General features: G+C 64.2%; 18 protein-coding genes. 5 read left to right on the top strand and 13 right to left on the bottom strand.

The features are described from left to right. Window positions 1–3 precede the first annotated feature (3 nt). Window positions 4–1,356 (top strand): GntP family permease, encoded by a 1,353-nt coding sequence (locus ACIPZ8_RS25075; RefSeq protein ID WP_103447493.1) that lies wholly within the window; start codon window positions 4–6, stop codon window positions 1,354–1,356. 156 nt (window positions 1,357–1,512) lie between these two features. Here ACIPZ8_RS25075 and ACIPZ8_RS25070 read toward each other — a convergent pair whose 3' ends face one another. From ACIPZ8_RS25070 to ACIPZ8_RS25055, 4 genes are all read right to left on the bottom strand, one after another. After that, window positions 1,513–2,940, bottom strand: coding sequence for a sigma-54-dependent transcriptional regulator (locus ACIPZ8_RS25070; protein ID WP_400729021.1), 1,428 nt, complete (start codon window positions 2,938–2,940; stop codon window positions 1,513–1,515). Next, window positions 2,915–4,405, bottom strand: coding sequence for a sensor histidine kinase (locus ACIPZ8_RS25065; protein ID WP_400729018.1), 1,491 nt, complete (start codon window positions 4,403–4,405; stop codon window positions 2,915–2,917). The genes ACIPZ8_RS25070 and ACIPZ8_RS25065 overlap by 26 nt, the downstream gene beginning before the upstream one ends. A 303-nt stretch (window positions 4,406–4,708) precedes the next feature. Then, window positions 4,709–6,163, bottom strand: a complete 1,455-nt coding sequence (locus ACIPZ8_RS25060) for a sensor histidine kinase (protein ID WP_400729015.1) — start codon at window positions 6,161–6,163, stop codon at window positions 4,709–4,711. 106 nt (window positions 6,164–6,269) lie between these two features. Further along, window positions 6,270–6,863, bottom strand: coding sequence for a lytic transglycosylase domain-containing protein (locus ACIPZ8_RS25055; protein WP_400729012.1), 594 nt, complete (start codon window positions 6,861–6,863; stop codon window positions 6,270–6,272). A gap of 186 nt (window positions 6,864–7,049) precedes the next feature. Here ACIPZ8_RS25055 and gspG point away from each other — a divergent pair, with 186 nt between their 5' ends. Both gspG and ACIPZ8_RS25045 read left to right on the top strand, forming a co-directional pair. Continuing rightward, entirely contained in the window at window positions 7,050–7,475 is a 426-nt protein-coding gene (gspG, locus tag ACIPZ8_RS25050) for a type II secretion system major pseudopilin GspG (protein ID WP_400729009.1), read from the top strand. A gap of 11 nt (window positions 7,476–7,486) precedes the next feature. After that, complete coding sequence (locus tag ACIPZ8_RS25045) at window positions 7,487–8,677, top strand: type II secretion system F family protein (RefSeq protein WP_400729006.1); 1,191 nt, start codon at window positions 7,487–7,489, stop codon at window positions 8,675–8,677. A gap of 2 nt (window positions 8,678–8,679) precedes the next feature. On the opposite strand, the gene xerC is transcribed toward ACIPZ8_RS25045, so the two are convergent. Beyond that, window positions 8,680–9,594, bottom strand: a complete 915-nt coding sequence (xerC, locus tag ACIPZ8_RS25040; protein WP_400729003.1) for a tyrosine recombinase XerC — start codon at window positions 9,592–9,594, stop codon at window positions 8,680–8,682. Between the two features lie 132 nt (window positions 9,595–9,726). Between xerC and ACIPZ8_RS25035 the strand changes: the two genes are divergently transcribed. Next, window positions 9,727–10,374 (top strand): DUF1345 domain-containing protein, encoded by a 648-nt coding sequence (locus ACIPZ8_RS25035; protein WP_400729000.1) that lies wholly within the window; start codon window positions 9,727–9,729, stop codon window positions 10,372–10,374. Here ACIPZ8_RS25035 and ACIPZ8_RS25030 read toward each other — a convergent pair. Next, window positions 10,300–11,529 carry a pyridoxal phosphate-dependent aminotransferase gene (locus ACIPZ8_RS25030; protein WP_400728997.1) on the bottom strand — a complete coding sequence of 410 codons (1,230 nt, stop codon included), beginning with the start codon at window positions 11,527–11,529 and terminating at the stop codon, window positions 10,300–10,302. The genes ACIPZ8_RS25035 and ACIPZ8_RS25030 overlap by 75 nt on opposite strands. 295 nt (window positions 11,530–11,824) lie before the next feature. On the opposite strand from ACIPZ8_RS25030, the gene ACIPZ8_RS25025 reads away from it, so the two are divergent. After that, entirely contained in the window at window positions 11,825–12,085 is a 261-nt protein-coding gene (locus tag ACIPZ8_RS25025) for a DUF1652 domain-containing protein (protein ID WP_400728994.1), read from the top strand. Here the strand turns inward: ACIPZ8_RS25025 and ACIPZ8_RS25020 are convergent. The 7 genes from ACIPZ8_RS25020 to ACIPZ8_RS24990 all read right to left on the bottom strand — a co-directional run bounded on the left by ACIPZ8_RS25020 (window position 12,082) and on the right by ACIPZ8_RS24990 (window position 25,647). Beyond that, complete coding sequence (locus ACIPZ8_RS25020) at window positions 12,082–14,169, bottom strand: putative bifunctional diguanylate cyclase/phosphodiesterase (protein WP_400728991.1); 2,088 nt, start codon at window positions 14,167–14,169, stop codon at window positions 12,082–12,084. The genes ACIPZ8_RS25025 and ACIPZ8_RS25020 overlap by 4 nt on opposite strands. A 316-nt stretch (window positions 14,170–14,485) precedes the next feature. Next, window positions 14,486–15,973 carry an efflux transporter outer membrane subunit gene (locus tag ACIPZ8_RS25015; protein ID WP_400728988.1) on the bottom strand — a complete coding sequence of 496 codons (1,488 nt, stop codon included), beginning with the start codon at window positions 15,971–15,973 and terminating at the stop codon, window positions 14,486–14,488. Further along, window positions 15,970–19,077, bottom strand: a complete 3,108-nt coding sequence (locus ACIPZ8_RS25010; protein WP_400728985.1) for an efflux RND transporter permease subunit — start codon at window positions 19,075–19,077, stop codon at window positions 15,970–15,972. Before ACIPZ8_RS25010 ends, ACIPZ8_RS25015 begins: the two co-directional genes overlap by 4 nt. Beyond that, complete coding sequence (locus tag ACIPZ8_RS25005; protein ID WP_400728982.1) at window positions 19,074–22,172, bottom strand: MdtB/MuxB family multidrug efflux RND transporter permease subunit; 3,099 nt, start codon at window positions 22,170–22,172, stop codon at window positions 19,074–19,076. The genes ACIPZ8_RS25010 and ACIPZ8_RS25005 overlap by 4 nt, the downstream gene beginning before the upstream one ends. After that, the gene (locus tag ACIPZ8_RS25000) at window positions 22,169–23,476 is read right to left on the bottom strand and encodes an MdtA/MuxA family multidrug efflux RND transporter periplasmic adaptor subunit (RefSeq protein ID WP_400728979.1); all 1,308 of its coding nucleotides are present in this window, start codon (window positions 23,474–23,476) and stop codon (window positions 22,169–22,171) included. The genes ACIPZ8_RS25005 and ACIPZ8_RS25000 overlap by 4 nt, the downstream gene beginning before the upstream one ends. Before the next feature lie 223 nt (window positions 23,477–23,699). Then, window positions 23,700–24,200, bottom strand: a complete 501-nt coding sequence (tpx, locus tag ACIPZ8_RS24995) for a thiol peroxidase (protein WP_152957577.1) — start codon at window positions 24,198–24,200, stop codon at window positions 23,700–23,702. A 166-nt stretch (window positions 24,201–24,366) separates the two neighbouring features. Beyond that, on the bottom strand, window positions 24,367–25,647 hold the full coding sequence (locus tag ACIPZ8_RS24990; RefSeq protein WP_400728976.1) for a serine/threonine transporter: 1,281 nt from the start codon (window positions 25,645–25,647) through the stop codon (window positions 24,367–24,369). Window positions 25,648–25,725: the final 78 nt, after the last annotated feature.

Here is a 25,725-nt window from a genome sequence, read left to right as displayed (position 1 = left end):
ACCATGTTCGGACTGGCTACAGATACCTACCTGCTGCTCGACGCGCTGGTCACCATCGTCGGGCTGATCCTGCTGATCACCCATTTCAAGGTCCACCCCTTCGTCGCCCTGACCCTGGCCGCCGGTTTCCTCGGCCTGACCTCCGGCATGCCGGTGGCCAAGGTGATGAAATCGTTCCAGGACGGTTTCGGTGGCGTGCTCGGCTTCGTCGGCATCGTCCTCGCCCTGGGCACTATGCTCGGCAAGCTGATGGCCGACTCCGGCGGCGCCGACCAGATCGCGCAAACCCTGATCCGCGCCTTCGGCAAGAAGAACGTGCATTGGGCGATGATGTTCGCCGCCTTCCTGGTCGGCATTCCGCTGTTCTTCGAGATCGGCTTCGTGCTGCTGATTCCGCTGGTGTTCATCGTCGCCCGGCGCTCGGGTGTGTCGTTGGTCAAGATCGGCATCCCGCTGCTGGCCGGCCTTTCGGTGGTGCATGGCCTGGTCCCGCCCCACCCGGGCCCGCTGCTGGCGATCGGCATCTTCCACGCCGACATCGGCAAGACCATCTTCTATGGCCTGCTGGTGGCGCTGCCCACGGCGATCATCGCCGGCCCGCTGTTCGGTAACTTCATTTCCCGCTACATCCCCGGCAACCCGTCACAGGAACTGATGGACCAGATCGCCAAGGAATCGGACCAGAGCAACCTGCCAAGCTTCACCATCACCCTGGTCACCGTGCTGCTGCCCGTGGCGCTGATGCTGCTAAAGACGTTCGCCGACGTGGTACTGCCGGCCGAGCACATCATCCGCCAGTGGATGGACCTGATCGGCCACCCGATCACCGCCTTGCTCGCCGCCCTGCTGCTGGCCTTCTACACCTTCGGTTCGGCCCGCGGCTTCAGCCGCCAGCAGATCATGAAGATGCTCGACCAGAGCCTGGCGCCGACAGCGGCCATCGTGCTGATCGTCGGAGCCGGTGGCGGCTTCAAGCAGATGCTGGTGGATACCGGCGTAGGCAACGTGATCGGGCAGATGGCCGTGCAGGCGGAAATTTCACCGATCATGCTGGCCTGGCTGGTGGCGGCGGTGATCCGCATCGCCACCGGTTCGGCGACCGTGGCGACCATTACTGGCGCCGGTATCGTCGCCCCGGTGATCGACCTGGTGCCTGGGGTCAACCGCGAACTGCTGGTGCTGGCCACCGGCGCCGGCTCGCTGATCCTCTCCCACGTCAATGACGCCGGCTTCTGGCTGGTGAAGCAGTACTTCAACATGACCGTGGCTGAAACCTTCAAGACCTGGAGCATGATGGAGACGATCCTGTCGATCGTCGGCATCATCTTCATCATGGCGCTTTCGACGGTGGTATGACCGCTGATCGGGGTGATGGCACCTGAGCATCACGGGTAGGGCCCAACACAGGTAAGAGCCCTACCCCCCGCAAAGCCCACCAGCCAAGCTGAACGACAACTGAGACCTACCCGCTCCCCCAGGATGTTCGTTCAGCTGTTCAAGCGGCCTTGGGGTCTACCACTGGCGCTTGTCGGGCCGGGTCAGCCCTAGCTTCTCGATACGGTAACGCAGCATGTCCCGGGACAGGCCCAGCATCCGCGCCGACTTGGTGACATTCCAGTCGGTACGGTCCAGGGTCTTGCACACCAAGTCGCGCTCCATGTCTGGCAGGCTGGTACCCGGCTCCGGCTCATGCCGCGGCAGTTCGTACACGGTCGCCGTGGGCTGAGGCACCAGCGGTTCGTCGATCAAGGTCATGCACAGGTTCAGCTGATGTGCCTGCACCACCTCATTGGGCGCCAACAGGACGGTCTGCTCCAGCATGTTACGCAGTTCGCGAACATTGCCCGGCCAGCTGTAACTCAACATCAAGGCTTCGGCCTCGGCGCTGAAACGCAGGTTCGGCTTGCCGTAGCGGCGCCCGTGGTGCGCCAGGAAATGCCGGGCCAGCAACAGCACATCCTGGCCCCGAGCATACAGCCGCGGCACTTTCAGGGCGATGATGCGCAGGCGGAAGAACAGGTCACGGCGGAACTTGCCCTGCTGCACCATCTGCTCGAGGTTGCAGTTGGTGGCGCTGATTACCCGCAGGTCGACCTTGCGTTCCTTGACCGCACCGATGCGGCGGATGCTGCGGTCTTCCAGCAACTTGAGCAGTTTGGCCTGCAACACCAGGTCCATCTCGCCAATCTCGTCGAGGAACAGCGTGCCGCCATCGGCCGCTTCCACCAGGCCCACGCGGCGTTCCTTGGCGTCGGTGAACGCCCCCTTCTCATGACCGAACAGCTCGGCCTCCAGCAGATTGGCCGGGATCGAGGCACAGTTGAACTCGATGAACGGCCCCTTGCTGCGCGAGCCGTCGAAATGCAGTGCGCGGGCAACCAGTTCCTTGCCGGTACCGGTCTCGCCCTCGACCAATACCGGCGGCAGGTCGTCCATGGCCATGCGCCGCTCGGCGTCGAGCACCTGATGCAAGGTGTGCTTGAGGGTGAGCATCGCCGGCGATTCGCCGATCAGCGCCTGCAACCCGGACTTCTGCGCCTCGCGCTCCTGGTAGAACGACAAGGTGCGCTCCATGCGCTCGGCAGCCAGGGCCTTTTCCAGGGTCAGCTTGAGTTCGGCCAGCACCACCGGCTTGGTCAGGTAATGGAACGCACCCTCCTTCATGGCCTGCACGGCGTCTTCGACATTGCCGTAACCGGTCATCATGATCACCTTGAGGTCCGGTGCCTGCGACACCAGGGTACGCAGCAGGTCATGCCCGCTCATGCCCGGCAGCGAGTTGTCGGTCAGTACCGCATCGGGCTGGGCCCGCTTGATCTGTTCCAGCGCCAGCTCCGCACTGTGGCAGAGCGTCACCTCGAAGCCCTTGAGGCTCAGGTAGGTGCGAATGTTGTCGCCGAGGATTTCGTCATCCTCAACTACCAGGATGCTGTGCTCCATGGTCCCCTCCCGCTGCGATATTGAAAGTGAGGCTGACGCGGGTTCCTTCCTCTTCACGGCTGCTCAGGCTGACCGAGCCGCCAAACCGTTCCATGATCCGCTTGACCAGGGCCAGGCCCACGCCGAGGCCGCCCTGCTTGGTGGTGAAGAATGGCTTGAACACCATTCTTTCCTGCTGTTGGCTCATGCCCTTGCCGGTGTCGCTGAGCAGCAGCTGCGCGCGCTGGCCATCCAGCACGCTGACCTGCGCATGCAGGACGCCGCCCTTGGGCATGGCTTCCACGGCATTGGAAAACAGGCTGTTGAGAATCTGCGTCAATTGCAGGGGCTGGCTGGCCACCCACTGCACCTGCGGCCCTTCGAAGCTGAAACGCACGCCGTTGCGCTCGATCTGCTGGGCAAAGGCCTGGTGGGTATCTTCTATGGCCGCCACCAGGTCCACCGCCTCGGCGGTATCGCTGGCCGGTCGCAGCGATACCAGCAGCTCACGCACCCAGCGCGACATGCGGTCGACCTGGCTGATGATGTCATTGATGTTCTTCTGCGCCAGCGGGCTGGCGATTTCCTCGGCCAGCTCGGCGCTGGAGCGGATATTGGCCAACGGGTTGCGCAAGCTATGGGCCACGGCGGAAGACATCTCGCCCAGTGCCACATAGGTTTCGCTGGCCACCAGCCGGTCCTGTTGCTGCTGCAGCATGTACGCTGCGCGGCGCACGATCCAGAACAGGCCGAAGTAGATCAGCGCGCCGCCCACCAGGGTCGAGGCCCAGATCAGCACGTAACCACGCTGGATACGCCGCACCAGGTCCTGCGGCTCCTTGTAGATCTCGACCATGGCCATGACCTGTTCGCCCTGACTGTCGAACAGGGGGATGTAGTTTTCGATGAACAGGTATTTCGGCTCGCGTAGGAATTTCTGCTCTTCATGGCCTTTTACAACCCTGTGGTAGCTGGCCGACACCGCCTTGCGCGAGCTGAAGGCGCGGTTCAGGCCACCGTCGTTTTCAATGCGCTCGCCAGTCAGTTCAGGGTTGGTGGACCAGACGATGGTGCGGTCACGGGCATAGACAATGGCCAGCAAGGTATCAGGCAAGTGCTCGACGTGGTCGAGAAACTCGGCCCGGGTCGACTCGGCCAGGGCCGGGCTGACCTGCAGGTGCTGTTGATCCAGGCGCGGGTTGAGCAGTTCGCCCATGGTGGTGCCGGGTGGCAGCTGCGAATGACGCACTTCGGCCAGGGCCAGCGACTGGATGAACTGGGCGGTAAGCATGGCATCACGCTGGACGCTGTCACGGACCACGAAGCGGGTCGACACGTAGCCCAGGCCACCGGCCACCGCGGTGATGATCAGCAGGCTGATCACCGAGAACCAGCGCAGCAGGTTGAACTCCCGAAGCGGCACGGCCAGGCCGCTGCTGGGCAGCGCGGCGGGCTTCACGGGAACATCTTCATCCAGCATCTGCATCGCGTCGTTCCCGTACAGGGAGTCCGTTCAGAAGGTGGTCACCGCATTGCTACCGATAGTAGCAAATTGATACCACCCCACCCGGGCAGCTGCCGCCGCCTTTGTCGCGCGTTACCTGCTGCGAATACCTGCAAGAACTCCGCCATGCCTATCAACCAATCGTCATATCAATATGAATCAATCAGTTACAGGTTATTCATGGCGTCTGCCCGGGGATGATTCCCCATAGTTGGGTACTGTTTACCCAAAAAAGACCAAATCTATATAAATCATTACCTTACATCGTAATAATGATGTTTCTTATTACGAACGCACCAACCGAAAGGTGAGCGAGACCCGCGTGCCATGGCCCACGCTGCTGCTCAACCGGACTGAACCGCCAAAGCGCTCCATGATGCGCTTGACCAGCACCAGCCCCACACCCAACCCGCCTTGCTTGGTACTGAAAAATGGCCTGAAGGCCAGGCGCTGCTGCTTTTCGTTCATGCCCTTGCCGGTATCGGCAATGCGCAAGGTGAGGCTGCGCCGGTCGCGCTTGACGACCTCGATACGCAAGCGCCCGCCCTGCTCCATCGCCTCCAGGGCATTGGCGATCAGGCTGTTGAAAATCTGCCCGAGCAGCGCCGGGTGGCCGAGTACCTGCACCGGCGGTAACGGTCGCAGGTCCAGGGTTACCCCACTGCGGGCCAGCGGCACGGCGAAACTCTGCAGGCTTTCCTGCAGGGCCTGGGGCAAGTCGACCGGCACCGCTTCGTCATTCAGCGGCCTCAACGACTGCAGCAGCTGGCGAATCCACTGCGACATGCGGTCGACCTGGCTAATGATGTCATTGATGTTGCGCTGCGCCGGGCCTTCATCGAAAGCCTGGGCCAGTTCGGCGCTGGAGCGGATGCTGGCCAACGGGTTGCGCAGGCTGTGGGCCACCGCCGAGGACACCTCGCCAAGGGCCACGTAGGTCTCGCTGTTGATCAGCCGTTTCTGCTGCACCGCCATCACCCGCGCGGCGCGGCGCATGATGCCGTACAGGCCGATATAGACCAGCGCAGCACCGACGGTGATGGCCAGCCAGATCAGGATCAGCCCATGTTCGATGCGCACGATCAGGTCGTGGGGCTCCTTGTAGATTTCCACCATTGCCGTGACGCTATCGCCATCGGCATCGAACAAGGGGATGTAGTTTTCGATGAACAGCTGTTCCGGCGGGGTCACGAACTTCTGTTCAGTGCGTGCCTGCTCGAAATTGTGATAGCTGGCCGAGACGCGCATCTTGTATTCGAAGGCGCGGTCCAGGTCGTCATCGCCTTCGATCAGCTTGCCCACCAGCGCCGGGTTGCTCGACCAGATCACCGTACGGTCCGGGGCATAGATGTTGGCCAGCAGCATGTCCGGCAGGTGGGCGACATGGTCGAGGAATTCACCGCGGGCCTTGCGCCGCGCTTCCGGGTCGACATCGGGCATGGCGGTAAGATCGGTGCGTGGGTCGAGCAGTTCGCCCATGGTGCGCACATTGGGAATCGACACATGGCGCACTTCGGCGTCGGCAATCGAGGTGATGAACTGCGCGGTGAGCAAGGCGTCACGCTCGATGCTCTCATCGATGATGAAGCGGCTGGAAATCAGCCCCAGGCCCGCAGCCACCGAGAGGATGATCGCCAGGCTCACCCAGGCGTACCAGCGCAGCAGGTTGAACGGCCTGCGCGGGGCGGCGTCGGTGCCCGTAGGCGCCTCAAGTACATCGGAACGGGGGGCGACGTCCATGACGGACTCCACTGCTGGGCACCTTTTGAAAGGTTATAGCCCAGAGTTGGGTAACCATGGCATTGATTGGGGACGAGTTGCACCACTTTCGCGACGCAAGGCCCGCTCAGAGGGGTGAGTCATCGGCCAGCCCCTGCAGCTTGCGGTATTCACGCAACACGTTTGGCACATAGCGGCGGGTCTCGGCGAACGGCGGTACCGCACCGCGCCGCCGCACGGCATCGGGGCCTGCGTTGTAGGCCGCCACGGCCAGGGTGATGTCATTGTCGAACAGGGTCAGCATGCGTTTGAGGTAGCGCGCCCCGCCCTGCACGTTGTCTTCGGGGTCAAGGATGTTTTCCACACCCATCTCCTTGGCCGTGTCCGGCATCAGCTGCATCAGCCCCACTGCCCCGGCCGCCGAGCGGGCCTTCGGGTTGTAGCCTGATTCGGCCTTGATCAGCGCATGCAGCAGCGCCAGCGGCACATCGTAATCGCGGGCCGCCGCCGCCACCAGTTCGGCATAGGGCCGCCCGGTGATCAACTGGGCATCGGCCGGGCCAGCCTGGGCAAGCGGTTCGCTGATCACCCGTTCGTAATGGCGTCCTGGCCGGTGGACGTTGCTCAGTACATAGCCACCCTTGGCATCGATGGAAATGTACATGTCGGCCTGGGCGCTTGCCGCCACCAGCCAGGTCACTACCAGGATCACCACACGCATGTCGGTCGCCTCCCCGCCGTGCCCCCCCGATATGGGGGAAATGCCCCGGAAAACCCGGGTTTTTCTGCTTCGACGCAAGCACCGTGCCGCTTGCCATGGCGCATGGCGCAAGGCCCCGAGGCAGACGTGCACGTCTGTTGCATGTGGCTTGAAAACGCGTGTCCCCATGCAGCGGAGGGCTTCACCATGCAGCGCAGATCCAATCCCCAACGTGGCTTCACCCTGCTTGAACTCCTGGTGGTCCTGGTGGTGCTCGGTTTGTTGGCCGGTATCGTCGCGCCCAAGTACTTCAGCCAGCTCGGTCGCTCGGAAGCCAAGGTGGCGAAGGCGCAGATCGAAGGCCTGGGCAAGGCCCTGGACCTGTACCGCCTGGAGGTGGGCCATTACCCCACCAGCGAACAGGGCCTACAGGCGCTGGTCAGCGCCCCCAGTGGCGAGTCGCACTGGTCGGGGCCCTACCTGCAGAAGGCCGTGCCGCAAGACCCATGGGGCCGCGCTTACATCTACCGTCAGCCTGGCGAAAACGGGGGTGAGTACGATCTGCTGTCGATGGGCAAGGACGGCCAGCCCGGCGGCGATGGCGAGAACGCTGAAATCACCAGTTGGCAATGAGGAGAACGAACATGCGCTATAGCCTCAAGGCCCTCGGCAGACAGGGCATCGTGCAGTTGCAGATCGACGCCGAGGATGCCGAACACGCGCGTCGCCAGGCCGAGAACCAGGGGCTGCGAGTGGTCAGCGTGCGCGGCCAGGGCAAAGCCCTGGGCGGCCTGGCCTGGCGTCGCGCGGCGACCTTCGACCTGGTGCTGTTCAGCCAGGAACTGACCACCCTGCTGCACGCCGGCCTGCCGCTGATCGATGCGCTGGAAAGCCTGGCGGAAAAGTCCCCCGTCGGCGCCTCGCGCAAAGTCTTGACCGAACTGGTGCGCCAGCTCTATGAAGGCCACTCGCTGTCCCAGTCGTTGGCGCAGCAGCCGCGGGTATTCCCGCCGCTGTACGTGGCGCTGGTGCAGTCCAGCGAGCGCACCGGCGCGCTGGGCGATGCCCTGGCCCGCTACATCGGCTATCGCCAGCGCCTGGACCTGGTCCGGCAGAAACTGGTGGGCGCTTCGGTCTACCCGTTGCTGCTGTTGCTGGTTGGCGGCGGCGTGGTGCTGTTCCTGCTCGGCTATGTGGTGCCGCGTTTCAGCCTGGTGTTCGAGGGCATGGGCAGCGAACTGCCCTGGATGTCCCGGGTGCTGATGGACATCGGCCTGTTCCTGCATGCCCAGCAACTGCCGCTGGCACTGGCCGTTGCGGGCGGCATCGGGACGCTGGTGGTACTGCGCCGCAACCCGCTGGTCCGGCGCTGTGCATCACGGCAATTGCGACGATTGCCGGCCCTGCATCAGCGCCTGGTGATGTATGAACTGGCGCGCTTCTACCGCTCCCTGGGTATCCTGCTGCAGGGCGGCATCCCGATTCTCACCGCCATGGGCATGGCCCACGGGTTGCTCGGCAGCGCTTCGGCGCAAGGCCTTGAACAGGCCAGCCGGCGCGTCGGTGAAGGGCTGCCGTTGTCGGACGCACTGGAAGCCGGGCAGTTGGTCACGCCTGTGTCGCTGCGGCTGCTGCGGGCGGGAGAGCAATCGGGAAACCTGGGGGAAATGCTCGAGCGCTGCGCGGATTTCCATGATCAGGAAATCGGCCGCTGGGTGGAATGGTTCGTGAAACTGTTCGAGCCGCTGCTGATGACCTTCATCGGGCTGCTGATCGGGGTGATCGTGATCCTGATGTACATGCCGATCTTCGACCTGGCTTCGAGTATTCACTGACCTCAGTAGTCGAAACGATCCACCGCACGCCGCCGTTCGTTGTCATCGCGCCGGTCATAACTGGCGGTGGTCTGGATGTTGGCATGGTGTGCGAGCTTCTGCGCGATCGACAGGTCATGCTCTTCGATCACCCGGGTGATGAACGCCCGGCGAAAGTCGTGGGGCATGATCTTCACCCCCACCTGGGCACCGCGCTGGCGGGCGATGTAATAGATCGCATGCTTGGTGATGCGTGCACGGGTGATGTGGTTGCCACGGCGAATGCGGTTGAACAGGAACGGGTCGTCCGACGCCCCTTCGGGCAACGCCTCCCGGCGCAGGTCCAGCCAGGCCTGCAGCTTCTCGAACGCCCAGGCCGGGGCATACTTGATCAACTGCCGGTTGCCCTTGCCCGTGACCTGCAGGCTGCGCGCCTCGAAGTCGACCTGGCTGAGGTCGATGTCCACCGACTCCGACTTGCGCATGCCGGTGCCGTAGAGCAAGGCGATGATCGCCGCATCGCGCACGCCCTGTGGCCGCGGATCGGCCTCGCACAAGTCCATCAGTTCGCGGATCAGGCTGCGCCGCAGGTTGCGCCCGGGCGGCAGGCGGCTGCCGGACGCTGGCTTCACCTCGCGGATGCGCAACAGCTGCTCATGGTCGATCAGGCCCTGGCGCCACGCCTCGTTCATCACCCCGCGGACCGCGTTGACATACAGCGAGGAACTGTTCGGCGCATAACCATCGGCACGCAATGCTGCCACCAGCGCAATCACATGGCCAGGCTCGAGCCGGTGCCACGGCACATCGACAAGGTTGCAGTCGACGAAGCCGAGCCGGTCGGCGGCATCCTGGAGGATGTAACGCATGGTCTGCTGGCTGGAGGGTGCCAGCCGGGCGAGGTACTGCAGCAGTGGATTTTGCGAGAGGTCGGACAAAACGTGAATCCTGAAGCGAAACGAAGCGACGGCGCGCAATGGTACCGTAAACCGCGCCGATTGATCGAACGCAAGGCGGTCGGGGCGATCTGTGGTCTAGAGTTCAGACCAAGCAGACTGCAGCGAGCCCCTATGGTTTTCCATCGCCTGACCCGTACTCACCCACGCCTTAGCATCGCCGCACTGGTCGGCCTCCTTGGCGCCTGGCTGATCCCTGCCGACGATACCGTGCAGCGCATCCTCGCGGGCTGGAACCTGGGCGTCTGGCTTTATCTGCTGCTGGTTCTGTGGCTGACCTGGCGAGCCGGCCCCGACAAGGTGCGCAAGATCGCCCGGGTCGAGGACGAAAATGCCGGCCTGGTGTTGCTAACTGTGTGCATCGCCGCCATCGCCAGCCTGGCCGCCGTGACCCTGCAACTGGTTTCCAGCCGCGGCCTGCAAGGCAGCGCGCTGGCCTTGCACTACCTTTACACCGGGCTGACCGTGGCCGGATCCTGGCTGCTGATCGGCTGCATCTTCAGCCTGCACTACGCCCGCCTGTTCTACACCGGCGAGCGCAACGCACCGGCACTGCGCTTCCCCGACGGTGAGTGCAACCCGGATTACTGGGACTTCCACTACTTCTCGTTCACCATCAGCGTTGCCGTGCAGACCTCCGATATCGGCGTCGGCGGGCGCGGCATGCGCCGGGTGGTGCTGGCGCACTCATTGGTAGGCTTTGTGTTCAATACGGCGATTCTGGGTTTCACCATCAATATTGCGGCAGGCCTGCTCGGCTAGTACGCGCCCGGCGCAGGCGGCAATGCGCTGGCAGGCGTATTCCAGGCGCTTGGCATCGAGCACCAGCCCCATACGTACATGGCCCGCCGCACTGGGGCCGAACGCATCCCCTGGTAAAAGTGAAACCCCCTCCTCCAACAGCAGGCGCTGGGCGAAGGCCTGGGCGCTGAGCCCGGTGGCCCGGATATCGAGCATGACGAACATACCGCCTGCCGGTCGATGAGCGAGCACTCCTGGGCAGTCCGCCAGGGCTGCACAGACCCGGTCGCGCCGCTGGCGATAGGCCTCGCGCATCGCGTGAACGGCCGGCAGGTCCTGCTCCAGCGCCACGCAGACAGCGGCCATGACAAACTCCGGCAAGCCGAACAGCATCGCCATGGCCAGGGTGGCGAGGTGCGCAATCAACGGTTGCGGGCCCACCACCCAGCCCACCCGCCATCCGCTCATGGCGTGGGACTTGGACACGCTGTCAATCAGCACGCAGCGCTCGGCCATGCCCGGCAAGCCGAGCGGGTCTGCCGGTTCGCCATCGAACAGCAAGCCGCTGTACACCTGGTCACACACCAGCCACAGGTCATGTTCACGGCACAGCTGCGCCAGCAGCGCCATGTCCTGCGGCGAAATGGCGGCGCCGGTGGGATTGTGCGGGGTGTTCAGCAGCAGGCCACGGGTACGCGGGGTGATCGCCCGGGCCACCGCCAGCGGGTCAAGGCGAAAGCCCTGTTCCGGGCTGACCGCTACCTGCACGGGCTGTGCCCCGCAGGCAGCGAGCACGCCTTGATAGGTGACATACATGGGTTCGGCGACGATCACTTCGTCACCGTGTTCGAACAGGCATTGGCAAACCGCGTACAGCGCGCACTGGGCACCGGCGAGGACCATCACCTGGTCGGCCGAGACCTGCGCGCCCGTGCGCCGGGCAATCGCCTGGCGCAGCGCCAGGCTGCCGTGCACATCGCTGTAATGGGTTTCGCCGCGCTGCAGGCTGGCGATCGCCGCGTCGACCACCGGTGTAGGCGTATCGAAGTCCGGATCGCCCACCGATAGCAGGAAGATCTCGCGTCCCTCGCGACGCAAAGCCTGGGCCTGGTAGTGGATGTCCCATGCCGCGACGGCTTCGCCGGCGATGCGTTGGGTGAGCGTGGAATAACGCATGACTGTCTCCCTGTCTGCCCAGCTCGCACCGCTCGTCCGAAAACGCTGTGCGCCGAATGTGGATAAAAGTAGCAGAAGACATCGGCAACCATGCGGGCATCGTGCGGGGAAAACGTTTGCGTGGCCATTTGCTGCCAAACGGCTGGCATGACAGGGGTGTGAACGCTGTCATGCATTCATACATTTGTCTTGTCCTGGACCGAACATGGGCTGTGGCAGGTGCTATGGTTAGGTTCCCGACGGCCGAGCGAGCGGCGGCCGATCACCGCGTCCAGGCAAGGACAAGGAGGCTGGCTTGAACAAGATGACGTTCCCCAACGCCTGCCAGGTGATGCGCTGGCATTTCCATCCGCTGGGCTTCGAAGCCAGCATGGATGCACCGCGCAGCATGGTTGCACGGCTGTTCGACCGGGCCACGGGCGAGACCCTGCTGGCCATTGCCGGCATCCCCTGCACGGCAATCATGGCCGCAGCCGATGTCGAACGCATCATCGAGGCCGTGGAGGCCGAGATGGAAGCCTTTGCCGCACCCTTCACCCTGCTGGATGCGGGCTAGACCGCCGCTTCGCTTTCTTCGCGCAACGCCTGCAATCTGCCCATGAACTGCTCGGCCGGCACCGGCTGACCGAGCAGATAGCCTTGCAGCGAATCACAGCCCAGACGGGTCAGGAAGTCCTGCTGGCGGTTGGTTTCCACCCCTTCGGCAACGATGCGCAGGCCCAGCGCCTGGCCCAGGGCGACGATTGCCGAGACAATCGCCGCGTCGTCGCTGTCCTGCTCCAGGTCGCGCACGAAACCACGGTCGATCTTCAGCTCGTTGGCCGGCAGGCGCTTGAGGTACATCAGGCTCGAATAGCCAGTGCCGAAGTCATCGATCGACAAGTCGACACCCATGTCGGACAGCCGCTGCAGCACGGTCAGGCTGGCATCGGCGTCGTGCATGGCCGTGGTTTCGGTGATTTCCAGGGTCAGCCGGTTGGCCGGCAGGCCGTTTTCCTTCAGGGCGCGGGCGACACTGTCGACCAGGCCGACATGGCAGAACTGGATGGCCGACAGGTTGACCGCCATGCGCCAATCGCCATGCCCCTGCTCGAGCCACTGGCGCATCTGCCGGCAGGCTTCAACCAGCACCCATTCACCGATCGGGATGATCAGGCCGGTCTTCTCCGCCAGGCCAATGAAACGGTCCGGGAGCATCAGGCCGTGCTGTGGGTGTTCCCAGCGCAGCAAGGCTTCGGCACCGATCGGCGTGCAAGCCTGGGCGTCGAACTTGGGCTGGTAGTGCAGGCGGAACTGACCCTGTTCGAGGGCCGCCCGCAGGTCCTGCAGCAGCTGCAACTGTTGCCGGGCGTTGCTGTTCATCGACACGTCGAAGAAGCTGTAACCGTTCTTGCCGGCGCTCTTGGCGTGGTACATGGCAGCGTCGGCGTTGCGCAGCAGTTCGAGCTGATCCTGGCCGTTGCCGGGGTACAGCACGATGCCCAGGCTGGCTGTGAGTTGCAGGTCGTGCTCGGCGACGCGGAAGGCGCGCGACACCAGGTTGACCTGCTTGACCGCCACATCCATGGCGTCTTCCGGTTCCTGCAGCTCCACCAGCAGCACGAACTCGTCACCGCCGATCCGCGCCAAGGTGTCCTGGCTGTGCAGATGGCCACGCAGGCGGGCCGCCACGGCCTTGAGCAACAGGTCGCCGACATGGTGGCCAAAGGCGTCGTTGACTGGTTTGAAACCATCCAGGTCGATGAACATCAGCGCAAAGCAGCCACCCTGCTCCGCCACCTTGCCAATCGCCTGATCGATACGGTCAGACAGCAGTGTGCGGTTGGGCAGCCCGGTCAAGGTGTCGTGCAGCGCCAGCTGGGTCAGCTCCTGGTTGGCCAGGGTCAACGAGTGGGCCAGTGCTGCCGTGCGCGCTTCAAGGCGCGCATCCAGCACCGAAGTGAGCAACGCCACGGCCAGCACCGCCAAGGTGGTGATCAACACCAGATAGACCAGGCCATCGCCCTGCAGGCCGCTCATCAGCGCGCCGCAGTAGCTGCCCTCGGGGAAATTCGCCGCGGCCATGCCGGTGTAATGCATGCCAACGATGGCAACGCCCATCACCATGGCCGCCAGGCCGCGGACCTGGCGCACGTAGGGGGTGTGCTGGCGCAGGCGGAAGGCAATCCAAAGCGCGGCCGCCGAAGCACCTACCGCTATGGCCAGCGAGGCGCCGAACAAGGTCGGGTCATAGTCGATGCCGGGCAGCATGCGCAGCGCCGCCATGCCGGTGTAGTGCATGCAGGCGATGCCGGAACCCATGATCAGGGCGCCGAAAGCCAGCTGCGTCCGGGGCAGGCTTGGCTGGCTCACCAGCCACAGGGCGAAGCCGGAAGACAGTACGGCGATCACCAGCGACAACGCGGTCAGGCCGATGTCATAGCCCAGAGCGATGGGCAGGCTGAAGGCGAGCATGCCGATGAAGTGCATCGACCAGACGCCGATGCCCATGGCCAGCGCGCCCCCTCCCATCCACAGGTGCACGGCTCGGCCCTTGGCCGTGGCGATACGGCCAGTGAGGTCAAGGGCGGTGTAAGAAGCAAGGATGGCTACGCAGAGTGAGATCAGCACCAGCGCGGAGGAGTAACTACCGGTCAGCATTGGAAAATCCAGCTCGGGACAGGGGGCCCGAAAAAACTGACGATTGTACTCAAGCTTTGGCGAAACGCACGGGGTTTGTGCGAATGGGAATGGCTCCGACGAATGGCAAGGGATTTCGAAATACTCGAATTAGAGCGCTTTCATCACGAAATGAAGGCACATTGCCATTTGTCGGCTGGCCCGCATCTTGTAGGAGCGGCCTTGTGTCGCGAAAGGGCCGCAAGGCGGCCCCAGCAATTTGTGCACCGTTGCTGATATCCAGGGGCCGCTTTGCGGCCCTTTCGCGACACAAGGCCGCTCCTACAATGAACGTGCCTTAGTCCTGTTGGGCAAACGCCTGTTCGGCATCCCAGCCACCGCCCAGCGCGGCAATCAGCTGCACGCTGGCTACCAGCCGCCCTTCCAGCAGGGTCAGTGCACTGCGTTCGTTACTCAGCGCGGTGGTCTGCACGTTGACCACATCGAGGTAACCGATCAGGCCAGCCCGGTACTGGTTCTCGGTCAGGCGCAACGATTCGCGTGCCGCATCCAGCGCTTCCTGCCGCACCACGGCTTCGTCGGCATACACCTTCAACTGCACCAGGAAGTTCTCCACCTCCTTGAAGCCGTCGAGCACGGTCTGGCGGTACTGCGCCACAGTCTGGTCATACACCGCCCGGGTGCGGTCGACCTCGGCGCTGCGCTTGCCGGCGTCGAACAAGGTCAGCGCCAGTTGCGGCCCCACCGACCAGTAACGGTTGGGCAGCTCGATCCAGTTGCTGAAGCTGCTGCTGGAATAACCGCCGCTCATGCTCAGGCTCAAGTCCGGGAAGTAGGCGGCACGGGCCACGCCGATGTTGGCATTGGCAGCCATCACGTTGCGTTCGGCCGAGGCGATGTCGGGGCGGCGTTCGAGCAGTTGCGACGGCAGCGTCACCGGGATCTGCGGCAGCGCCGGAATGGTCTTGCTATCGGCCAGGGAGAACTCTGCCGGGGCCTTGCCGAGCAAGACGGCGATGGCGTTCTCGAACTGCGCACGTTGCCAGATCAGGTCGATCAGGTCGGCCTGGGTGGACTTCAGCTGGGTACGCGCCTGGGCCACCGCATCCGGGCCGGCGACGCCGGCGCGGTACTGGTTTTCGTTCATCTGCAGCGAACGCGCATAGGTCGCGACGGTCGCCTCCAGCAAGCGCTTCTGCTCGTCGATCACCCGTAGCTGCAGGTAGTTCTGTACCAGCTCGGACTGCTGACTGAGGCGGATCGCGGCCAGGTCGGCGAAGCTGGCTTCGGCGTTGGCCTCGTTGGCGTTCAGGGTCTCGCGCAGCTTGCCCCACAGGTCGACTTCCCAGCTGACGCCGAGTTGCGCGTTGTAGGTGTTGCGGATACCGCTGCTGTTGTTGGACAGGCTCGAACTGGAGCTGCCGGTGCCTTGCGCCGAGCGGTTCTTGCTGGCGCTCAGGTCCAGGCTGGGGAACAGCGACGCCCGGCTGCTGCGGACCAGGGCCTGGGCCTGGCGGTACTGGGCTTCCGATTGCGCGACGGTCTGGTTGCTGCGGTTGAGTTCCTCGACCAGCGCATTCAGCCCGGCGTCGCCGTAGATCTCCCACCAGGCGCCACGGGCGATGGCATCGGACGGGTTGGCCTGGGTCCAGCCTTCGGCCTGCTTGTACTGTGCCGGCGTGCTCAGTTCCGGGCGGTGGTAGTCCGGGCTCAGGGTACAGGCGCTGAGCATGGCCACGCACAACCCGGCGCCGGCCAGGCGTGAGCCCCGCCCACGGGTCAGCAGCTGCAAGGCACGGTGAAGTCGGGTCTGGGCGAAGTTCATAGCGGTGTGTCCAGGGCGGCGTCGGTGCGGATACCGCGCCAATGGTTGAATCGGTGGCGCAGGCGGTCCAGGTACAGGTACACCACCGGCGTCGTGTAAAGGGTCAGCAGTTGGCTGACGACCAGGCCGCCGATGATGGTCAGGCCCAACGGCTGACGCATCTCCGCACCTTCGGCGCGGCTGATCAGCAGCGGCAAGGCACCAAGGATGGCCGCCAGGGTGGTCATCAGGATCGGCCGCAGGCGCAGCAGGCAGGCGCGGCGGATCGACTCTTCCGGGCTCAGGCCCTGGTGGCGCTCTAGCTGCAGCGCCAGGTCGATCATCAGGATGGCGTTCTTCTTCACCACACCGATCAGCAGGAACAGGCCCAGCAACGAGATCAGGCTGAACTCGCCGCCCGTGGCGTACAGCGCGAGCAAGGCACCGACGCCGGCCGAGGGCAAGGTCGAGAGGATGGTCAGCGGGTGGATGTAGCTTTCATAGAGGATGCCCAGCACCAGGTACACCAGCACCAGGGCGCCCAGGATCATGAACGGCTGCCCTTCCTGGGTCTTGGCGAAGGCACTGGCCGTACCGCCGAGCTTGGCGATCAATTCCTCGGGCAAGCCCAGCTTGGCCACTTCCCGCTCCACCGCGGCCATGGCCTGGTCGGGGCTGTAGCCTTCGGCAACGTCGAAGGCGATGTCTTCGGAGGCGAACTGGCCTTCATGGCTGACCCGATCATTGGCCAGGCTGTTCTCGTAGTGGGCAATGGTCGACAGCGGTACCCGCGCACCGTCACTGGTGATCACCTGTACCTGCTCCAGGGTGGTCGGGTCCCACGCGTATTTCGGGTTGATTTCCAGTACCACCTGATACTGGTTGAGGCTGTCGTAGATGGTCGAGATCTGCCGCTGGCTGTAGGCGTTGTTCAGCACCGCGGTGACCATGTCCATGTCGATGCCCAGGCGCTTGGCCTGGTCACGGTCGACCACCAGGGTCACCTGCTGGGTACCGGAGCCGTCACGGGCATCGATGGCGGTCAGTTCGGGCAACGCGCGCAGGGCCGCGACCACCTTGGGGAACCACTGGCGCAGGGCTGCCAGGTCGCCGCTCTGCAAGGTATACAGGTACTGCGAGGAGGTCTGGTCGCGGCCACCGCCGCCCAGCTGCAGGTCCTGGTCGGCCATCAGGAACAGCCGCCCACCCGGTACCTTGGGCATTTCCTTGCGCAGGCGCTCGATCACCTTCTGCGCATCGAGCTTGCGCTCGTTGATCGGCTTCAGCCGCACCAGCACCATGGCGTTGTTGGTGCCGCTGTTGCCACCGATGAAGCCGGCCACGCTTTCCACCGCCGGGTCGGCGAGCAAGGCTCGGCGGTAGATCTCCATCTTCGGCTGCATCACGCTGAACGACAGGCCGTCGTCGCCGCGGATGAAGCCCATCAGCTGGCCAGTGTCCTGTTGCGGCATCAGGGTCTTGGGCACCACCACGTACAGGGCGATGTTCAGGCCGATGGTCGCCAGCAGGCTGATCAGGGTCAGGCGCTTGTGGCGCAGGGCCCAGCCAAGGCTGCGGTCGTAGACATCGACCATGCGCTGGTGAGCCGTGTCGCTCCAGCGTTGCAGGCGTGTCGGTTCGGCGCGGTGGGGCTTGAGCCAACGGGCACAGAGCATTGGCGTGAGGGTCAGCGACACCACCAGCGAGACGATGATCGCCGCCGCCAGGGTGATCGAGAACTCCTGGAACAGGTTACGCACGATGCCGCCCATGAACAGGATCGAGACGAAAACCGCCACCAGCGAGACGTTCATCGACAGCAAGGTGAAGCCGACTTCCCTGGCGCCGAGGAATGCCGCACGCATGGGCGGCTGGCCGTCCTCGATGTGCCGGGAAATGTTCTCCAGCACCACGATGGCATCGTCCACCACCAGGCCGGTAGCCAGGATCAGCGCCATCAGCGACAGGTTGTTCAGCGAAAAACCACACAGGTACATCACCGCGAAAGTGCCCACCAGCGACACTGGCACCGCCAGGCTGGGGATCAGCGACGCGCGCAGGCTGCCAAGGAACAGGTAGACCACCAGGATCACCAGCACCACGGCGATCAGCAGGGTGTGCTCGGCCTCCTTGAGGGTGGCCTTGATCACTGGCGAACGGTCCATGGCCACGTTCAGTTGCACGTTGGCCGGCAGCAACGACTGCAACGCCGGCAGCTGTGCCTTGATCTGGTCGACGGTCTCGATGATGTTGGCGCCGGTCTGGCGGTTGACCACCAGCAGCACCGCGGCCTGGTCGTTGAAGAAGCCACTGTTGTAGCGGTTCTCCACGCCATCGGTGACGGTGGCCACGTCAGACAGGCGCAGGATGGTGCCGTTCGACTGGCGGATCACGATCGGTTCGTAGTCCTTGGCCGTTTCCAGTTGGTCGTTGGCGCGCACCTGCCAGTTGCGCTCGGCATCCTCGACAAAGCCCATGGGCCGGCGCTGGTTGGCGTTGGACACGGCCGTGCGCACTTCGTCCAGCGACAGGCTGTACTGGTTGAGCAGCTGCGGTTCCACGGCAATGCGTACCGCTGGCAGCGAGCTGCCGCCGATCTGCACTTCCCCTACCCCGCTGACCTGGGCCAGGCTCTGCGACAGGATGGTGTCGGCCAGGTCGTACAACTGGCCCTTCTGCAACACGCTGGAGGTCAGCGAGAGCACCATGATCGGCGCCTGCGACGGGTTGATCTTCTTGTAGGTGGGCATGCTGCGCATGCCGCTGGGCAGCAGGTTGCGCGTGGCGTTGATCGCCGCCTGCACCTCACGGGCAGCACCGTCGATGTCACGGCCCATCTCGAAGCCGATGATCACCCGGGTCGAGCCCTGGTTGGAACTGCTGGTCAGGGTGGTGACGCCAGCAATGCTGCCGAGCTTGCGCTCCAGCGGCGTGGCCACGGTGGCGGCCATGACCTCGGGGCTGGCCCCGGACAGGTTGGCTTGCACCACGATCACCGGGAAGTCCATCTGCGGCAACGGCGACACCGGCAGCAGGCCGAAACTGACACCGCCGAGCAGCATGATCGCCAGGCTCAGCAGCATGGTCGCCACTGGCCGGCGGATGAAGGGTCCGGACAGGTTCATGCCTCGGCCTGCTGCGCGTCAGCGGCCGGGCGCCAGCGGCGGGCCAATCGGTCGAAGTACAGGTAGATGACCGGCGTGGTGAACAGCGTCAGCACCTGGCTGACCAGCAGGCCGCCGACCATCACCAGGCCCAGCGGCTGGCGCAGCTCGGCACCGGAACCGGTGGCCAGCATCAGCGGCACGGCGCCGAACAGCGCGGCCAGGGTGGTCATCAGGATCGGCCGGAAGCGCAGCAGCGCCGCCTGGTAGATCGCATCGCGCGGGCTCATGCCCTGGTGGCGCTCGGCTTCGAGGGCGAAGTCGATCATCATGATCGCGTTCTTCTTGACGATGCCGATCAGCAGGATGATGCCGATGATGGCGATCATGCCCAGGTCGTTGCCGCTGAGGATCAACGCCAGCAAGGCACCAACCGCCGCCGACGGCAAGGTCGAGAGGATGGTCACCGGGTGGATGTAGCTCTCATAGAGCACGCCCAGCACGATGTACATGGTCACCACGGCCGCCAGGATCAGCAGCAAGGTGCTCGACAGCGAGGCCTGGAAGGCTTCGGCGGCGCCCTGGAAGCGGGTCTGCACGCCGAGGGGCATGCCGATGTCCTGCTGCACCTGTTCGATCGCCTTGACCGCCTCGCCCAGCGACGCACCATGGGCCAGGTTGAACGACAGGGTCACCGCCGGGAACTGGCCGATGTGCGAAATGGCCAGCTGCGCCTGGCGCTGCTCGATACGTGCCAGCGCCGATAGCCGCACCTGGCCGCCATCGGTGGCCTTGACGTGGATCGACTCCAGCGCCTGCGGGCCGATGACCGCCGCGTCCTGCGCCTGCAGCACCACGCGGTACTGGCTGGCCTGGGTGTAGATGGTGGAAATCTGCCGTTGGCCGAAGGCGTCGTACAGGGCGTTGGTGATCTGCGACACGGTGATGCCCAGGCGGCTGGCCATGTCACGGTCGATCACCAGGTACACCTGCAGGCCCTTGTCCTGCAGGTCACTGGCCACGTCCTGCAGTTCCGGGCGTTCCTGCAGGGCCTGCACCAGCTTGCCGCTCCACTGCGCCAGCAGGTCGGCATCGGGCGACGACAGGCTGAACTGGTACTGGGTGCGGCTGACCCGGTCCTCGATGCTCAAGTCTTGCACCGGCTGCATGAACAGGCGGATACCGACCAGCTTGTCGAGCTGCGGTTGCAGGCGGTTGATGACTTCACTGGCGGTGACGTCACGCTCGCCGTGGGGCTTGAGGTTGATCAGCAGGCGACCGCTGTTGAGCGTGGCATTGTCGCCGTCGACACCGATGTAGGACGACAGGCTCTGCACTGCCGGGTCCTGCAGGATGACCTTGCTCAGGGCCTGCTGGCGCTCGCTCATGGCGGCGAACGAAGTCGACTGCGGCGCTTCGGAAATACCCTGGATCACCCCCGTGTCCTGCTGAGGGAAGAAACCCTTGGGCACCACCATGTACAGCAGCACGGTCAACGCCAGGGTGGCCACGGCCACCAGCAGGGTCAGCGGCTGGTGCTTGAGCACCCACTGCAGGCCGCGGCCGTAGTGTTCGATCATCCAGTCGATCCAGGCACCGCTGGCGCGGTAGAAACGGCCCTGCTCTTCCTCCTTGGGCTCGCGCTTGAGCAGGCGCGCGCACATCATCGGGGTCAGGGTCAGCGACACCACCAGGGAAATCAGGATGGCCACCGCCAGGGTGATGGCGAATTCGCGGAACAAGCGGCCGACCACGTCGGCCATGAACAGCAGCGGAATCAGTACGGCGATCAGCGAGAAGGTCAGCGAGATCAGGGTAAAGCCGATCTGCCTGGCGCCCTTCAGCGCTGCCTGCAGCGGCGTTTCGCCTTCTTCGATGTGGCGCGAGATGTTCTCGAGCATGACGATGGCGTCGTCGACCACGAAGCCGGTGGCGATGGTCAGGGCCATCAGCGTCAGGTTGTTGACCGAGAAGCCGGCCAGGTACATCACGCCGAAGGTGCCGACCAGTGACAGCGGTACCGCGATCGAGGGAATGATCGTGGCGCTGAAGCGGCGCAGGAACACGAAGGTGACCATGACCACCAGCACGATCGCTATCAGCAGCTCATGCTGCACGTCCTTGACCGCCGCGCGGATGGTCTGGGTGCGGTCGGTGAGCACCGAGACATCGAGGCCGGCCGGCAGGTTGTCGGTGATCGAGGGCAGCAGTTCCTTGATGCGGTCGACCACCTCGATGACGTTGGCACCCGGCTGACGCTGGATGTTCAGCAGCACGGCCTGGTTCTGGTTGGCCCAGGCGGCCAAACGTTCGTTCTCGGCGCCGTCGACGATCTCGGCAACATCCTTCAGGCGCAGCGGCGCGCCATTGTTGTAGGCGAGGATGAGGTTGGCGTATTCCTCGGGCGAGCGCAGCTGGTCGTTGGCGTCGAGCATCGATACCCGGGTCGGGCCATCAAAGTTGCCCTTGGGCTGGTTGACGTTGGACGCGCCAATCAGGGTGCGCACGTCGTCGAGGTTGAGGCCGTTGGCCGCCAGCGCATCGACGTTGACCTTGATCCGCACGGCCTGGCGCTGGCCGCCGGCGATGCTGACCATGCCCACGCCACTGATCTGCGCGAGCTTCTGCGCCACGCGGGTGTCGACCAGGTCGTTGAGCTTGGGCAGCGGCATGGTCTTGCTGGTGATGGCCAGGGTGAGCACCGGGGTGTCGGCCGGGTTGACCTTGTTGTACACCGGCGGCGCCGGCAGGTCGCTGGGCAGCAGGTTGCTGGCGGCGTTGATCGCGGCCTGCACCTGTTGCTCGGCAACATCCATGTTCATGTCCAGGCTGAAGCGCAGGGTCAGCACCGAGGCACCACCGGAACTGGTCGATGCCATCTGCTCGAGGCCCGGCATCTGGCCGAACTGGCGCTCCAGCGGGGCGGTGACCGCACTGGTCATGACCTGCGGGCTGGCGCCCGGGTAAAGGGTCATGACCCGGATGGTCGGGTAGTCGACCTGGGGCAAGGCCGACACCGGCAGCAGCTTGTAGGCGATCAGGCCGGCCAGGACGATGGCCAGCATGGTCAGCGTGGTGGCGACCGGGCGGAGGATGAAGAGGCGTGACAGGTTCATGCGCCCGCCTTGCCTGCCGCTTTGCCGGAAGGTGCTTCATCGGTCTGCGCCGAACCCTTGGCGTCCTGGCCCTGCAGGTGCTGGCCGGGGGTGGTCGGCACTTGCGAGCTGTCTTCGACCACTTCGACCTTGGTGCCTTCACGCAGGCGGTCGGTGCCTTCCAGCACCAGGCGCTCACCGGCCTTGAGGCCGTCGAGGATGACACTGTTCTGGCCATCGCTGGCACCCACCTTGAGCTTGCGGATATTGACCGTGCTCTGGTCATTGACCACATAGGCGAAGGTGCCGTCGTTGCCGAACTGCACGGCCGCTGCCGGCGCCATCACCACCTGCTTGAGGGTGTCGGCCAGCAGGCGCACGTTGACGAACTGGTTGGGGAACAGGGCCAGGTCCTTGTTCTCGAAGCGGCCCTTGAACTTCAAGGTACCGGTGGTGGTGTCGATCTGGTTGTCGATGCTGCCCAGCACACCGGTCGACTGCAGTTTGCTGTCGCTGCGGTCCCAGGCTTCGACCGGCAGGCTGGCGCCGCTGCGGTAACGGTCGAGCACGGTGCTCAGCTCGGTTTCGGGCAGGGTGAAGGCAACACTGATCGGCTCGGTCTGGGTGATCACCACCAGGGCGGTGGTGTCGTTGGCCGCCACCAGGTTGCCCAGGTCGATCTGGCGCAGGCCCACGCGGCCATTGATTGGCGCGCGAATCTGGGTGAAATCGAGGTTCAGGCGGGCATCATTGACCTGGGCCTGGTTGGTCTTGACCAGCCCCAGGAACTGCGCGACCTGGGCTTCGGCGGTGTCGAGGGTCTGCTTGGCGATGCTGTCCTGGGCGTACAGGCCCTTGTAACGGGCCAGGTCGACCTGGGCGTTTTTCAGTTGCGCCTGGTTCTGTGCCAGGGTGCCTTCGGCCTGCTGCAGGGCGATGCGGTAGGGGCGCGGGTCGATTTCAGCGAGCAGGTCGCCGGCCTTGACCTGCTGGCCCTCCTTGAAGAGGATCTTGACCAGTTCGCCGGCCACACGGCTGCGCACATTCACCGTGTTGGTCGCGGTGACCGTGCCCAAGGCCTTGTAGTAGAGCGGGAAGTCGCCCACCCGCACCGGTTCGACGCGCACCGGCACCGGGTCGGTGGAGCCGCCGAAGCCCGGCCGGCCCATGCCCATCCCCATGCCTTTGCCGCCGCGCCCGCCTCCGGCCGCTTTGTGGGCAGGCGTTGCCGCAGGCCACAGCCACCAGGCCAGCAAGGCCACCAGCAGCAGGATCAGCAGGCCGACGAGCCAGCGACGAGGGGATCGGGAATTGGACACTTGCATGGGTTGAACGAACCTTGTTCGGAAATGGCGACTTGGGAGATTGAACGATAAGCACTGGCATCGTTCTAGCAAAGGCTCTTTACCAGAGGTTTACCTTTGCCTGACGTTGCCAAAAGGTTGAACTTTAAACGAAAACGGCCCGGAAAGCGTTCCGGGCCGTTACAGGGTGTTGCTTGGAGAGGGGCCAGACAGAAGAGTTCCTTGACCCTCCCCCAGGCAATTCTTACTTCAGTACAGCCAGGGCTGCTTCGTAGTTCGGCTCGTCAGCGATTTCGCCAACCAGCTCGCTGTGCAGCACCTTGTCGTTCTCGTCCAGTACCACCACGGCACGGGCAGCCAGGCCGGCCAGCGGGCCGTCGGCGATGGCAACGCCGTAGTTCTGCAGGAACTCGGCACCGCGCAGGGTCGACAGGTTCTTCACGTTCTCCAGGCCTTCGGCACCGCAGAAACGCGCCTGGGCGAACGGCAGGTCGGCCGAGATGCACAGCACCACGGTGTTGGCCACGTCGTTGGCCTGGGCGTTGAACTTGCGCACGGAAGTGGCGCAGGTCGGGGTGTCGACGCTCGGGAAGATGTTCAGCACCTTGCGCTTGCCGGCGTAGTCCTTCAGCGACTTGTCAGCCAGGCCTTCACCGACCAGGGAGAAAGCTGGAGCCTGGGCGCCGGCCTGTGGCAGGTTGCCGTTGACCTGAACCGGGTTGCCTTTGAGGGTCACTTGAGCCATGACGAAATCCTTATGCGGGGTTTGAAAAGGACACTGAGTTAATCATGAAGGCGGCCGGGTGCCTATGGGCACATTTAAATTGTTCTATTGCCAGACAATTTCTGTGGACAAAAAAAGGCCCGGATGGCGACAAACGCTCCGGGCCTTTTCTGTTTCAGGCAGCGAATCAGCCGATCAGGCCGTACACCACCGAGGTCAGCGCAACCACACCGATCACCACAACGAACACGTTCGACAGCGCACCGCTGTACTTGCGCATCGACGGCACGCGACGGATGGCGTACATCGGCATCAGGAACAGCAGCACGGCGAGGATCGGGCCGCCCAGCGATTCGATCATGCCGAGGATGCTCGGGTTGAGGGTGGCGACGATCCAGCAGACCACCAGCATCAGCGCGGCGACCACGCGGTCCAGGGTCTTGGCGCCCGGGCGCGCGCCGGTCTTGGCGATGATGCCCTTGAGGCCTTCACTGGCACCGATGTAGTGGCCCAGGAACGACTTGGCAATCGCGACGAAGGCGATCAGCGGCGCGGCAAAGGCAATGGTCGGGTTGCTGAAGTGGTTGGCCAGGTACGACAGGATCGACAGGTTCTGTGCCTTGGCTTCGGCCAGCTGGGCGCTGCTCAGGGTGAGCACGCAGCTGAACACGAAGAACAGCACCATCACCACCATCAGCAGGTGGGCACGGCGCAGGATCTGGCCGCTGCGCTCGTCGGCGTGCTCGCCGTAGCTGCGCTTCTGGTCGACGGCAAAGGCCGAGATGATCGGCGAATGGTTGAACGAGAACACCATCACCGGAATGGCCAGCCACAGCGTATGCAGGAAGGCCGAGCCCGACGGCACCTGGGCAGCGCTGTCGAGGATGCCACCGGTCCAGTGCGGGACCAGGTACAGGCCGAGCAGCCCCAGGGCCACGATGAACGGGTACACCAGCAGGCTCATGACCTTGACCGTGGCCTGTTCGCCGCAGCGCACGATAGCCAGCAGGCCGAGGATCAGCACGAACGACAGGATGACCCGTGGTGGCGGCGCCATGTGCAGCTGGTGCTCCATGAAGCTGCTGACGGTGTTGGTCAGCGCCACGCTATAAATGAGCAGGATCGGGAAGATCGCGAAGAAGTACAGCACGGTGATCAACGCACCGGCCTTGATGCCGAAATGCTCTTCGACCACTTCGGTGATGTCGCCCCCGTTACGCCCGGACAGCACGAAGCGGGTCAGGCCACGGTGGGAGAAATAGGTCATCGGGAAAGCCAGTGCGGCCAGGATCAGCAGCGGCCAGAAGCCGCCGAGGCCGGCGTTGATCGGCAGGAACAAGGTCCCCGCGCCGATGGCTGTGCCGAACAGGCCCAGCATCCAGGTAGTGTCGTTACGCGACCAGGCGCCGAGGGTGGCGGGGGTCGATTCTACAAAGCGTTGTTCAACGCTTGGGGCCTGCTCATTCATTCCGGGTGAAGCTCCACTCGCAAGACTGCAACAGGCTGAGAATGGCGAACTAGACGATTCGCCCAACTCAACCGGGGA

The sequence above is a fragment of the Pseudomonas sp. NPDC089422 genome, assembly GCF_044749405.1.
Lineage (GTDB): Bacteria > Pseudomonadota > Gammaproteobacteria > Pseudomonadales > Pseudomonadaceae > Aquipseudomonas.
The sequence above is the reverse complement of the archived record's forward strand: the minus strand, read 5'-3'. Positions and strand labels throughout refer to the sequence as shown.